The sequence below is a fragment of the Acinetobacter pittii genome (assembly GCF_034067285.1).
In the GTDB taxonomy this organism is placed as follows: domain Bacteria; phylum Pseudomonadota; class Gammaproteobacteria; order Pseudomonadales; family Moraxellaceae; genus Acinetobacter; species Acinetobacter pittii_E.
The window spans coordinates 2,364,557-2,376,748 of record NZ_CP139286.1; the positions used below are offsets into that span (position 1 = coordinate 2,364,557).

Sequence of the window (12,192 nt, forward strand, 5' to 3'; positions counted from 1 at the left end):
TTTGTCATCATATTTTTAAAACGAACACATTCATTTGTCTCATAATTTTTCTTTGAATTTAGTGTGGTACAACCCATAGAAAAGCAACAAAAAATTAAAACTAAAGGGAAAAACTTCATTTTTACAACCAGTTATATAAAAAATAAAAAAATTAACTACCTACTATATTCAGCAGTACTCAAGAATAAATATTACAAACTATTGGATAAATTAAGATATTTTGGCGTTGCTAAAGCCTTTTAAAAAAGCACTACAATTAGCCGTTTCCAAATCATTATTTAAATTTTGTGGGGGAACAAAAAGCTTACTTGCAATAGCAGGATAACCTGCCTTTAATTGCCTCCCCGTGATCCAGCCCAACTCTTTAACCTGCTCTAGATCCATCATTTCATACTTCACGGCTTTGTTGACTATTACACAAGCAGTAATAGTTATCTCATCTTGTTTGGGAAGCGTTTTTGCATATACAAAAGAACCGACTGAACTACCAATGATTAAGCCAAAAATTAAAGACAAAAAAATATGTTTTTTAATCAAAACAACTTTCCATAATAAATCGAAGCATAAAATTAAGTTGGTTAATATATAACTTCAAAAAATAATTGAAATTTTAGTTTTGTTCACCTTTTTTATAAATCGTTGTATTTTTAAGTAATTAACTCTTGTCTCATACAACATGTATCGTTATAAACGCATAAGTTTTTTGTATATTTTATAAGCAACAAAACAATCCATATTGACAGGCTTCGAACACTATATTTGTGGCGTTTAGCTATAGATCATCCCTTTCAGAAGGTCTTGCCTTTTGTTCACCGAATGTCTTTAGAAAAAGATGGTGAGCATCGTTTGCTGTTGATTTATTAAATATTTTAGTGGTTTTAGTCTTTTAATGACTTAAATATAATGCCTCTTTATTAGTTGAATAACCTGAAGTCATTTTTATCCAAGAAAAAGTAAAAACAATAAAAAATTATGATTAAAGTAGTTGACCCTCACGTAACGTAAGCCCCTAGCATAAAACACACCTAAGGAAGAAGGAGCTAAAAAGATGCTGTTAAAAGTTGGTGAATTGGCTAAGCAAACAGGACTTACTGTCCGTGCTCTTCATCACTATGACGATATCGGTTTACTTCAGCCTTCGGTCCGTTCCGATGCTGGTTATCGACTATATACCCGTAAAGACATTACTCGTTTGCATCAGATTCAAGCATTACGAGGACTGGGAATGTCGTTAGCTGAAATCCATACGGTTCTTGAAGACCCCAACCTTGCACTTTTACCTATTATTGATCAGCAGATTCAAGCAATTGATCAAAGGTTGACTGAGCAACAGAAATTGCGAAATCAGCTCAGCAAACTTAAATCTCAGATCATAAATGGTGAAGAGCTCGGTTTGGAGGATTGGCTAAAAACTCTGGAGCTTATAGCAATGTATGAGAAATACTTTACAAAAGAAGAGCTTGAAAAACTGACTTTCTTACAAACAGGCACTAAAAGCCACCAAGAATGGCAAGAGTTAACTCAAGCAGCAAACGCACTATTTAGTGCTGGCGAACCATCTAATAGTGAAGCAGCTCAAGACTTGGCTCGAAAGTGGATGAAAACTCTTGAGCACAATACGCGAGCTAACCCTGAATGGTTAGTTAAACTAAATGCCATAAACTCAGCCGAGCCTGAATTTCAGAAAAAATTAGGCGTAACGCCAGAAGTGGTTGAGTTTTTACTTAAAGCTTTTTCTGAGAGTAAGCTGAGTATATTTGCCCGTTATTTATCTGTCGAGGAGTTTGCTTTTCTAAAAGAAAATTACATCCGTGAGATGAAAAAATGGCCTCAATTATTGGTCGATATTGAAAAATTGATTGATGCGGAGGTCCCACCAGATAGTGAGGGAGCAAAGTGTTTAGCACAACAATGGCTCTCTATGCTACAAGGCTATGCTGGCAAAAACCCAAGTACTCAAGAAAAAATCCGTAAAGCAATGCAAAATGAACCGAACCTTGCTGATGGAACTTGGCTCAAACCAGTGACTCTACAATTTCTGGAAAAAGCAGTGGCAGCATTAATGCGTGGTGCTTAGTTTTAGAAGTTAAGCCGCTTTTTATAAGAAGAGCGGTTTAACCAAGGGAGCTATCCTTGCCCTTTAATAAATTCTGCTATTCCTAAATTTACAGATAGTTGCTCAACAATCTGGTTTAATTTCTTGCCAGAATCATCCATACATCCTTTATAGTGTTCAAATTTAGTCTTGGTCCCATTTTTATCCGACCATATAAAATTGACAAATTGATGCTCCGTTGCCCTTCTCGACCAATTGTTATCACTTGCGATTTCACCAGTTTTAGGTCTATACACGTGGAGTTGCTCCCCAATAAAGAAGCACTGTAAGAGTTATATAGTTTTCTTAAAAAATAAAAAATTCGATCTGTGCTTATCGTTAATGAAACTTTTTTAAACTATAGATATTAAAAAACCCGCTTCTCAATAAGAGAAACGGGCCACAAAAATAAAAACTTTCAGCGCAGTAATATATGAAATATATATTAAAAGTTTAAATATATAAATTCAATACATGTTTCATACTTTTTTAGAAAATTTAATTCCTTCTCATAGAAAGCTACACAAAACTCAGAGAAGCTTTTAAACCTCATCTTTATAAAAATATTGCCGAAGAATACTTTCTATAAATTCCAGTACAGCTTTAAGATCAGATCCATTTGGTACTTCACTCCAAGTAACCAAGTTCTCGACAGTACTATTCAACGCCACTGATTTAAAAGAAATACCTTTTAGATCGCTAACCACGGTTATAGTTGGTCCGTTATCACCAAATTCACTCCATCCTTCAATAAGTGGTAGTAAAATTTTTTCTATATCAAATGATTTTTCTTTGTTCAAAATAAAGTGATGAGCGACCAAAATTTTTGCAATATCTATAATTGCTTTATCTGCCATTTATTAACCTTTCATTATCTATATTTAATTTTAATACTCATTATTGAAAAAAAACCGCCCCAAGTGGCGGTAGCTGAAACAAATCAGCAGAATATAGAAGCATCATGGACTGACACTTCTATAATTTATGAAGGTACTTTATTTGTTTTAATAAAGTCCTCGGATTTGAAATAACTAATAATCATGTCTGCATGTTCTTCTTTTTGAACAACCTTCGCTAGAGGGATTGAATCATTAGAGAACTTGAAACCTGGCGGCACAAACTGTGAAATAGGAGGTAATTTAGTTTTGCCTCCTTCTGTGATTCGTTCTATAAAACCAGCCAACCAAAGAAGATACTCACCTTCATTTTCAAATCTTGGCATAACGCTTAGATCAAGTTGAACTTTACACTCACTTAAAGGCCGGGTTAAAAGCTCATCAAAATCAATATAGTTATATTTGAGCTTAAACTCTGTTCCTTTAATGGCTTTTCTAATTTGGCTGATAAGACAATTAAGGTTCTCGGCAATGTCATTAGTGTATAAGCCATCATTTTTAATCTTCTTATATACTTTCTCTGCTACAGCTAAATACTTTGGCATTACCTATCTCCGTACTATTGTTATAAGGTGCTAAATTATGAATAGTCGTTGTTCTATAAGTATGATTATGGCCCAAGAAATGTATCAAAAAGTAAGTATATAAGAGCAGAATGTAAGTAATTAAAGCTTTAAGTAAGTCTTCAAAAAAAACACATAAAAAAATTATGGTTTTGATAACTAATCCGCAAAATTTATGGATGAATAGAGGTAAAATGAAATATTTTTTAACAAGTTAATTTTACTTTTTGGTAAAAATAAAAATTATTTAATTAAATGTTTTCTCAAAATTTCCTATAACCCAATAGACCATAAAAAGCCCACCTTCCGATGAGCTTCTTTTTAACTACAAATGTGGTATGTAATATGCATAAAGTAATTTTGGTACTGTAGATAATCGAATTATAAATCAAAATACCTGGTCATTACTTTTAAGGAATTATCTATTACATGGGCTGGAAGGCTACCTTCTTTTTGTTGCTTATTTCCTCATTCAATTTAGGAATCCTTTTTGTCAATCAGTCTCAATTTGTTAAGATGGCAACCGTGAGAGTTTAAGTTAAGCTCTCACACACTGTTGACTCAATTTTGACATAAAAAGATACACGAAAAGGTGTACTTTTTTCTTACATTAGGTCAGTTTTGCACAGAAGTTGTTAGAATTGGTTGGACAGCCAAACTTTCAAAATTAACTTATTTATTATTTAAATTTAAGGATTTAACATACATGAATAGCGCTGAAATCATGGCTGACTTATCTTCTCATACACCTATGATGCAGCAATATCTCAAAGTTAAAACGGACTATCAACATGCGTTGCTGTTCTACCGTATGGGTGACTTTTATGAACTCTTCTTTGAAGACGCTCATTTAGCAGCCAAACTTTTAGGTATCACTTTAACCCATCGCGGTAAAGCCAGTGGTCGACCTATTCCAATGGCAGGTGTTCCCTATCACTCGGCAGAAGGTTATCTTGCTCGTCTTGTCAAAGCTGGGCGCACTGTCGCTATTTGCGAACAAGTTGGAGAAGTGACAGGTAAAGGCCCTGTTGAACGTAAAGTTGTCCGTATTCTAACCCCTGGTACATTAACTGATGATGCATTACTCAGCAGTTATCAATCATCTAATCTCGTTTCCTTGTGCATTCATCAAAACCAGATTGGTTTTGCTTTACTCGACTTGAGCGCGGGTATTTTTAAAGTTCAACAACAAGATTACAAGCCAGAACAATTGCCTATCGAGCTTGCGCGTTTAATGCCAAGTGAAATCTTGATTGATGAAGACTTGGTCGATACCAATATTATCGAACAGATTAAAAAACACTTAGATTGCCCGGTTACTAAACGCCCAAATGTAGATTTCAATCTAAATAATGCGCAAAAGACTTTATGTGATCAGTTTACGGTATCAACACTTTCAGGTTTTGGTTTAGACCCATTACCTTTAGCTAAAGCTGCTGCCGCTGCACTCATTCACTATGCAAAAGAAACGCAAAAAACTGCATTACCGCATATTCGTTCAATTCAACTTGAACAAAGTACCGACTTTATTGCGCTCGACCCAATCACGCGCCGTAACCTAGAAATTATCGAGCCATTATTTGAACACGGCACCTCATTATTTCAACTGGTAAATGACTGCCAAACTGCAATGGGTGGCCGTTTACTCAGCCGCACACTGATGCAACCTGTACGTGATACTGCATTACTAGATGCGCGTTTAGATGCGATTGAGCAACTCATTCAGGGATATCACGAAAACCCGGTTCGTTTAGTGCTTAAAGAAATTGGTGATATTGAACGTGTACTTAGCCGTGTTGCATTAGGTAGTGCGCGACCACGTGATTTAGTGCAACTTCGTCACGCATGTGCACAAATTCCAGCTTTAAGAACGGCGTTAACTCCAGTCATTCAAGCAAAAAAATCTAAGTTATTAGTTCAACTTGATCAAGAACTTGGAGATTTTAAAACGCTTCATCAGCACTTAATGGCAGCGATTGTTGAAAATCCTCCTGTATTACTTCGTGATGGTAATGTAATTGCAGAAGGATATGATGCTGAGCTCGACGAATTACGTCAAATTCGCGATCATGCAGGTCAATTCTTAATTGACTTAGAAATTAAAGAGCGTGAACGTACTGGCATTAATACCCTTAAAATCGGCTATAACCGTGTAAGTGGCTATTACATCGAACTCACTCGTGCTCAAGCAGAACAAGCCCCTGCTGACTATATTCGTCGCCAGACTTTAAAAAATGCTGAGCGCTACATTACGCCCGAGCTAAAAAGTTTTGAAGATAAAGTCCTGTCGAGTGAGTCGCGAGCATTAGCACGTGAAAAAGCATTATTCGAAGCTTTACTTGAAAATCTTCGTAAAAATATTGCTCAGCTACAAATGATGAGTTCAGCAATTGCTCAAATTGATGTAATTGCAAACTTTGCTCATCAAGCACGTTTAAACAATTGGGCGCGCCCTGAATTTACCCCGGAAACAGGCATTAAAATTCAGGCAGGTCGTCATCCTGTTGTTGAAGCATTAAATAAAGCACCATTTACCCCAAATGATACTTTCCTTGATGCCCAGCACCGTATGGCGATTATTACCGGTCCAAACATGGGCGGTAAATCAACCTTCATGCGTCAAACAGCATTAATCAGTTTACTTGCTTATTGCGGTAGCTATGTTCCGGCTAAGGCAGTCAAACTTGGTCCAATTGACCGAATCTTTACCCGTATTGGTTCAGCCGACGACTTATCTACAGGCAAATCTACCTTTATGGTTGAGATGACCGAAACTTCGCAAATTCTGCACCATGCGACCAATCAATCGCTGGTTTTAATGGATGAGGTGGGCCGCGGAACCAGTACCTATGACGGTTTATCTTTAGCATGGGCATGCGTAGTTGATTTAACTAAACGTGTAAAATGTTTATGTTTATTTGCCACTCATTATTTCGAGTTAACCGAACTGGGTAGTGAAGCAGGAATTGATAATTATCATGTGACCGCGCAAGAGCTTAACGGCAACTTGATTTTATTGCATAAGGTTCAGCAAGGCCCTGCGAGTCAAAGTCATGGTTTACAAGTTGCAAAATTAGCGGGCATTCCTGCCAATGTCATTAAAGAAGCGCAGAAGCGTTTGCGTATCTTAGAGAAACAGCAGCAGCAACATCTACAAACCAGTTTCCAAAATGATTTGTTTGCTCCACCAGATGCAAACTCTGGTCCACAAATCATAGAGAAAGTTGTCGAGATCGAAGTTTCATCCCCTGCTCTAGATTTACTTAAGCAAATTGAAGTCGATAATTTATCGCCTCGTCAGGCACTTGAACAACTCTATGAGCTGAAAGCTGCCCTCAAATCTTGATAAAGCACTTCCGAATAAGCAGGCTTAGGTCTGCTTATTCATATCGGAGAATAATATTTATATGATCTTAAGATCTCTACAACATTCAGAAATTGATCTTATTTGGCAGCAGATTAGCCGCCGTGAATTAATCACTCAAATGTATATTCAAAATCAACAGCAGCTAGGTTTAGTTGATTGTTTTTTTGATGTTCAATATTGGGATTCATATCATTTAGAAAATGACCCACCTAAGCTCAAACAACTCTTTGCACAAGGTTCAATATTTGTAGGTGCATTTGATGCCCATGAAAAACTCGTTGGTGTGAGTGTGGTGTCAAACCAAGTTATAGCAAACTATCCTCATGCTAAATTACTCCACTATTTCTATGTCGATGCAGACCAGCAAGGTCAAGGCATTGGTGCTAAGCTTATGCAAGCCGCAAAAGAGTCAGCCAAGCAACTCGGTGCGCACCAACTGTATATTTCAGCAACTCCAAGTCGGCGCACTGTAGACTTCTATATGAAGCATGGTGCGCAACCATTAAGTGCTCCAGATCAACAACTTTGGCAGCTCGAACCCGAAGATATCCATTTACTATGTAACGTTTAGCGCTAAAAATTTAAGGGCTATTTAACAAAAAAAGCAGAAAATCAAAATTTATGAAAGAAAAATGAAAAGTTAAGGTATTTATTAATATAGATGCCTTGACTTAAATGACATCTAAATAATTAAATAAAATATTTTTTAAGTTATTGTTTTATAAAATATATTATTATTTTAATTTTATAGTTTCGCAACTCATAAGGCTCGAAGATCTGTTTGATTATCAACGTATTAACTTATCTTCATATGCATGAATAAAGAATATCAATAAAAGCAATTGTTTGTTTACCCCTTTTTTGCCTAAAATAAGCTATTCGAAATGAAACCATATTTTTTAGGTAGCTGTCGCCATGACCTTTGTTGTCACTGAAAATTGTATTAAATGTAAATACCAAGATTGCGTAGAAGTTTGTCCTGTTGACTGTTTCTACGAAGGTCCGAATTTCCTAGTGATTAATCCGGATGAATGTATTGACTGTGCATTATGTGAACCAGAGTGCCCAGCAAATGCAATTTTCTCTGAAGATGAGTTACCAGAAGGTCAAGAAGTGTTTATTGAATTAAATGCTGATCTTTCTCAAAAATGGCCTAACATTACTCAAATTGGTGACCAACCAGCTGACCGTGAAGAATGGAACGGCAAACCTGATAAATTACAATATCTTGAAAAGTAATTTCAAAAAAGATCAGCAACCGCTGATCTTTTTTATACCCTATTCAAACATTTCATTGCAAATTCCTCGTAATTTGTGCACTGTTTTGCATTAAAATAGCCGCAATATTTATAAGTGCTTAATTTTTCTTATGCGGAAGTTTTTGCAGAGTTTGGTACCCTTATGCATAATCCCAGCGGTTATGGTAGGTTGTGTCAGCTCTCCCCAACACACAACAACAGGCAAAACCTCTCCAAGTGGTAAACGAATTTTTATTCCACAAGAGCGCGTTATTATCGAGCGCCCAATTCGTCCTAAAGTTGAGCCTGCATCTTATCGAAACTGGTTAAGTTCTGGTGAAAATTACCAGCGTGTTCGTGAGTACGAAAATTTCTTAACCCGAAACAATGTCGCAGGTATTGTGCCAAGCTTTGAGCTATTACGCTCAGCACGTGATTGGCAAAAATGTGGACGTTCAGAATATGCTGTGCCTAACCGCGAACTATGGGGAAATTCTTTATCAACCCTACGCGTATTTAAATATTTAGTGGCAGCAAAAGTTCTCACTGACTTTGAAGTAACTTCGGTTTATCGAGATTTACCTTTAAATGAATGTGCGGGTGGCGCAAGCTCATCTAAACATTTATTTAACTCGGCAATCGATTTCCGTATTGGTCCTGAGTTTCCACAAGCTCAAGATTATGCATTTATCGAAAATACCAAGTTTAAACTTTGTCAGTTCTGGGCTCAGCATGGTCAAAGCTTAAATATGGGTATTGGCTTATATAGCTCAGGACAGATTCATATCGATACACAAGGCTATCGTACTTGGGGTCCCGACCTCACCCGAAACAGTTCAATGTGTAATTTCTAATAAAAAAACTCCTTTCAACCGAAAGGAGTTTTTTTATTGTTCATTTCCCAATCAACCAAAATTTCTTGAAACGAAGATTTTTGCACTCTATGCATAAACGTTTAAAATAGCCCGATCAACATATAGGTAAATTTGATTATGCAGCAGATGTGGACAGACATTGACCAATATATCGATTCACATTTAATTCCCGAAGACCCGCGACTCGAATATGCATTAAAGAATACCGACGAACACGGCTTTTCAAATCATCTTGCAGTGGCTCCTAACCAAGGAATGTTCTTGCAGATGCTTATTCAAATGAATAAATGCAAACGAGTCTTAGAAATCGGAACCTTTGCTGCATACAGTACCATCTGGTTAGGCCGTGCATTACCTGAAGATGGTTATTTACTCACAATAGAAGGCCGTGCTACTCATGCAGAAATGGCTCAAAAAAATATCGATCACGCCAATCTTCCGGTAAAAGTCGACCTTCGAGCTGGCCGTGCCGCCGATATCCTCTCTGCAATTGAGCCTGAATCTATCGAACCTTTTGATTTTATTTTCATTGATGCAGATAAACAGGGTTATCCTGAATATTTAGAATTGAGTTTGAAATTTTCGAGATCTGGCACCATTATCGTGCTCGACAATGTAATTCGTGCAGGTGATATTTTAAATCCTGAGAATAAAAAACCGAGTATTGAAGGCATCCGTGAAATGTTTAAAGCCTTAGAAAATCATCCACAAATTCTGTCTTGTACAGCTCTGCAAACGGTTGGCTCAAAAGGTCATGATGGCTTCGCTATTGCAATTGTGAAATAATGGTTAAAAAATCATCTTTTCTATTTTATTATTTATAATCAATTAATTACTTTTATTACTGTTGCTTTTCCATATAGTTATCCACAAGATTTGCGGATAACTATATGCAAATCTCATCATTTAGCTACAAGTAATGGTACAGTCGCGTTTCGGAATATGGTTGTCGCAATACTTCCCAAGAAGAACTGGTGAATTTTGCTATGGCTAAATGCCCCTAGCACAATGATCTGAATACCGTGCTCTTGTTGATACTCTAGAATATTCTGCGCGACATCACCATAACGATAAACGGTAACTACATCGAGGCCCGCTTGTTTAAGATAATGCTCAGGTTCATTTAATATTTCTGGATGATCACCTACATACACCAAATGACATTGTAGTGTTCGCAATAAATCACTTTGGGCAATACGGCGCATCATTTTTTGGCATGTTGGCGAGTATTCATAAGCAAAGATAAATCGGGTTGGGACTTTAAAGTTTTCACCAATTGTCAAAACTGTACAGTTCGCACCGCGGATGAAGTTCTCGACATTACTACCAATTGGTTTATGTTTTTCGGCGGCTCTTTCCCCGACCCGACCTAAAATAACGATATCATTTTCATGTAAGAGATTAAAACTTTGTTCTAAAAAATCACCTTTTTCTTGGATTTTTGAACTGGTAATTCCGTGTTTTTCTTGAATAAGATCAGAAATGTGACGAAGTAAATTATTGCTATAGTCTAATGCGAGTTCACTCTGTTTTTGCTCTAGCTCAGCTAACTCTTTTAGCAGCATTGCATTGCTTTCAAAACCGATTACCCCACTAATTTCACCAAGATGATAACTGGCTGGGTAATAGTCCAGAATTTGTAATAATACAAGTTCCCGTCCGGTTGCTTTAGCAACCCATGCTGCTGCATCTGCAATAGCATTAATACACGGTGATGAGTCAATACACGCAATAACACGGTTCATGTTAGCCTCTCTTCTTCAGGTCTATTGCCTTGGAGATTATTATTAAAACTTAGCTTTAACTTAACATAGATAAAAATTGGTATGTTAAGGTTTATGTATAAAAACCAACTTTTTTGTTTAAAGATCAAACATTTTATTACATTCTTAAAACTGCATTATTCTCTTAAGCGAATAAATTTTGCGGGATTCCCACCGATAATATGGTAGGGCTCAACATCTTTGGTCACCATACTATTCATCCCGACCACCGCATGTTTACCGATTTTTATACCGTCTTTGATCCCCACATGTGCACCCAACCAAACGTCTTGCTCAATTTCAATTCCTTTAGAAGTGACAGGCTGTTGGTAAAGCGGGCGGTCTAATTGAATTCCATGATCAAACGCATATAAATGACAATATGCTGCAATTCGGACTTGGTCATGCAATTTTATGCCAGCTCGTCCACCATCTAAAATACAATGATGATTAATCGCGACATCGTTACCGATTTCAAGCGGTCCATGTAATGTGCAATCAGCCGCAATAAAACTATTATCACCAATGATAATTTTGCGCCCCGGCTCAGCAAAAATGTGTGCTAAGGGTGAAATAAAACAATTTTCACCAATCTCAACGGTCTCCATATCCATTAAATAAGCTTGATATTCTTTTTGCCACTCTTCAGCCCAAGCACGATTTTTCGGTTTTAAACTCCAATATAACCATGGCATATAGTTTAAGCGATGCTTATGTTGCTCACGATATTTCAATAAGGAATCAGTCATCTGTTAATTCCTCTTCTATTTTTAATTCTTCACGACCACGGGTTACATCTCTAAGTTTTAAGGCCAGCGGTTCAATTTGATGTATTTGTAACCGTGCCTCAATATCTACACCCGTTGCTGTGTAAGTTTCCTGATATTCAATTTGTTGTTGAGTCAACTCATATTGGAAGATCGCCCATTCATTAAAATGGCAAGAAAAGTAAATTGTCTTCTTCGCAATGAGTTCAATGCGTTCAGCCAAGAGCAAACATTGTCCAGCGCAGCCACCATATGCTCTAACAAGGCCGCCTGTTCCTAGTTTTATTCCACCATACCAACGGTTAACCATCACTATAATATTGGTTAGATCATTCCCTTCAATGGTTGCCAAGATTGGACGCCCTGCTGTTCCTGACGGTTCACCATCATCGTTAAAGCGTACGTTATGCCCAATTTTCCATGCCCAACATTGGTGAGTGGTCGAGATATCTTTGTTGTATTCTAAAAATTCTTTAACTTGCTGTTCATTTTCGACTGGCGCAGCGATGGCCTGAAATCTGCTTTTTTTAATTTCTTCTTCAAATGTAATCTGTGATGCAATCGTAAAAGCCATAAATTAAATAAAGCATAATAAAAATCAAATTATAACGTGAATTTAAAAGAATCA

At 36.9% G+C, this 12,192-nt stretch carries 13 protein-coding genes and 1 pseudogene; 7 read left to right on the forward strand and 7 right to left on the reverse strand.

Annotated features, from left to right (window positions below; genetic code table 11):
- Positions 1–210: 210 nt before the first annotated feature.
- Positions 211–537, reverse strand: a complete 327-nt coding sequence (locus SOI81_RS11070) for a hypothetical protein (RefSeq protein WP_320540729.1) — start codon at positions 535–537, stop codon at positions 211–213.
- A gap of 207 nt (positions 538–744) precedes the next feature.
- Between SOI81_RS11070 and SOI81_RS11075 the strand changes: the two are divergent.
- Together SOI81_RS11075 and SOI81_RS11080 are read left to right on the forward strand one after the other, a co-directional pair.
- Positions 745–864, forward strand: a pseudogene (locus SOI81_RS11075) (DUF1826 domain-containing protein); the annotation flags it as partial.
- 184 nt (positions 865–1,048) lie between these two features.
- On the forward strand, positions 1,049–2,077 hold the full coding sequence (locus SOI81_RS11080) for a MerR family transcriptional regulator (protein WP_320540730.1): 1,029 nt from the start codon (positions 1,049–1,051) through the stop codon (positions 2,075–2,077).
- Between the two features lie 50 nt (positions 2,078–2,127).
- Here SOI81_RS11080 and SOI81_RS11085 read toward each other — a convergent pair whose 3' ends face one another.
- The 3 genes from SOI81_RS11085 to SOI81_RS11095 all read right to left on the reverse strand — a co-directional run bounded on the left by SOI81_RS11085 (position 2,128) and on the right by SOI81_RS11095 (position 3,536).
- Positions 2,128–2,352 (reverse strand): hypothetical protein, encoded by a 225-nt coding sequence (locus SOI81_RS11085; protein ID WP_320540731.1) that lies wholly within the window; start codon positions 2,350–2,352, stop codon positions 2,128–2,130.
- Between the two features lie 285 nt (positions 2,353–2,637).
- Complete coding sequence (locus SOI81_RS11090; protein ID WP_320540732.1) at positions 2,638–2,952, reverse strand: hypothetical protein; 315 nt, start codon at positions 2,950–2,952, stop codon at positions 2,638–2,640.
- A gap of 125 nt (positions 2,953–3,077) precedes the next feature.
- Complete coding sequence (locus SOI81_RS11095; RefSeq protein ID WP_320540733.1) at positions 3,078–3,536, reverse strand: hypothetical protein; 459 nt, start codon at positions 3,534–3,536, stop codon at positions 3,078–3,080.
- A 724-nt stretch (positions 3,537–4,260) separates the two neighbouring features.
- Here SOI81_RS11095 and mutS point away from each other — a divergent pair.
- The 5 genes from mutS (at position 4,261) to SOI81_RS11120 (ending at position 9,820) form a co-directional block, all read left to right on the forward strand.
- Positions 4,261–6,900, forward strand: coding sequence for a DNA mismatch repair protein MutS (gene mutS, locus SOI81_RS11100; RefSeq protein ID WP_320540734.1), 2,640 nt, complete (start codon positions 4,261–4,263; stop codon positions 6,898–6,900).
- 61 nt (positions 6,901–6,961) lie between these two features.
- On the forward strand, positions 6,962–7,492 hold the full coding sequence (locus tag SOI81_RS11105; protein ID WP_320540735.1) for a GNAT family N-acetyltransferase: 531 nt from the start codon (positions 6,962–6,964) through the stop codon (positions 7,490–7,492).
- Positions 7,493–7,836: 344 nt separating this feature from the next.
- A complete protein-coding gene (gene fdxA, locus SOI81_RS11110; RefSeq protein WP_003650851.1) occupies positions 7,837–8,160 on the forward strand; it encodes a ferredoxin FdxA in 324 nt (107 codons plus the stop codon).
- Between the two features lie 130 nt (positions 8,161–8,290).
- The gene (locus tag SOI81_RS11115; protein WP_239969079.1) at positions 8,291–9,013 is read left to right on the forward strand and encodes a D-Ala-D-Ala carboxypeptidase family metallohydrolase; all 723 of its coding nucleotides are present in this window, start codon (positions 8,291–8,293) and stop codon (positions 9,011–9,013) included.
- Between the two features lie 138 nt (positions 9,014–9,151).
- Complete coding sequence (locus tag SOI81_RS11120; protein WP_320540736.1) at positions 9,152–9,820, forward strand: O-methyltransferase; 669 nt, start codon at positions 9,152–9,154, stop codon at positions 9,818–9,820.
- Between the two features lie 116 nt (positions 9,821–9,936).
- On the opposite strand, the gene SOI81_RS11125 is transcribed toward SOI81_RS11120, so the two are convergent.
- The 3 genes from SOI81_RS11125 to SOI81_RS11135 form a co-directional block, all read right to left on the reverse strand.
- Positions 9,937–10,779: a universal stress protein gene (locus tag SOI81_RS11125; RefSeq protein ID WP_002115820.1), complete on the reverse strand. Its 843-nt coding sequence runs from the start codon at positions 10,777–10,779 to the stop codon at positions 9,937–9,939.
- 155 nt (positions 10,780–10,934) lie between these two features.
- Entirely contained in the window at positions 10,935–11,546 is a 612-nt protein-coding gene (locus SOI81_RS11130) for a DapH/DapD/GlmU-related protein (RefSeq protein ID WP_320540737.1), read from the reverse strand.
- Positions 11,539–12,138, reverse strand: a complete 600-nt coding sequence (locus SOI81_RS11135) for an IMPACT family protein (RefSeq protein ID WP_224992517.1) — start codon at positions 12,136–12,138, stop codon at positions 11,539–11,541. The genes SOI81_RS11130 and SOI81_RS11135 overlap by 8 nt, the downstream gene beginning before the upstream one ends.
- Between the last annotated feature and the right edge of the window lie 54 nt (positions 12,139–12,192).

Excerpts from the sequence above, each read along its gene's own strand:
- mutS (WP_320540734.1), top strand. The coding sequence starts at position 4,261 with ATGAATAGCGCTGAAATCATGGCTGACTTATCTTCTCATACACCTATG.
- fdxA (WP_003650851.1), top strand. The coding sequence starts at position 7,837 with ATGACCTTTGTTGTCACTGAAAATTGTATTAAATGTAAATACCAAGAT.
- SOI81_RS11130 (WP_320540737.1), bottom strand. The coding sequence starts at position 11,546 with ATGACTGATTCCTTATTGAAATATCGTGAGCAACATAAGCATCGCTTA.
- SOI81_RS11090 (WP_320540732.1), bottom strand. The coding sequence starts at position 2,952 with ATGGCAGATAAAGCAATTATAGATATTGCAAAAATTTTGGTCGCTCAT.
- SOI81_RS11135 (WP_224992517.1), bottom strand. The coding sequence starts at position 12,138 with ATGGCTTTTACGATTGCATCACAGATTACATTTGAAGAAGAAATTAAA.
- SOI81_RS11095 (WP_320540733.1), bottom strand. The coding sequence starts at position 3,536 with ATGCCAAAGTATTTAGCTGTAGCAGAGAAAGTATATAAGAAGATTAAA.
- SOI81_RS11125 (WP_002115820.1), bottom strand. The coding sequence starts at position 10,779 with ATGAACCGTGTTATTGCGTGTATTGACTCATCACCGTGTATTAATGCT.
- SOI81_RS11115 (WP_239969079.1), top strand. The coding sequence starts at position 8,291 with ATGCGGAAGTTTTTGCAGAGTTTGGTACCCTTATGCATAATCCCAGCG.
- SOI81_RS11105 (WP_320540735.1), top strand. The coding sequence starts at position 6,962 with ATGATCTTAAGATCTCTACAACATTCAGAAATTGATCTTATTTGGCAG.
- SOI81_RS11120 (WP_320540736.1), top strand. The coding sequence starts at position 9,152 with ATGCAGCAGATGTGGACAGACATTGACCAATATATCGATTCACATTTA.
- SOI81_RS11080 (WP_320540730.1), top strand. The coding sequence starts at position 1,049 with ATGCTGTTAAAAGTTGGTGAATTGGCTAAGCAAACAGGACTTACTGTC.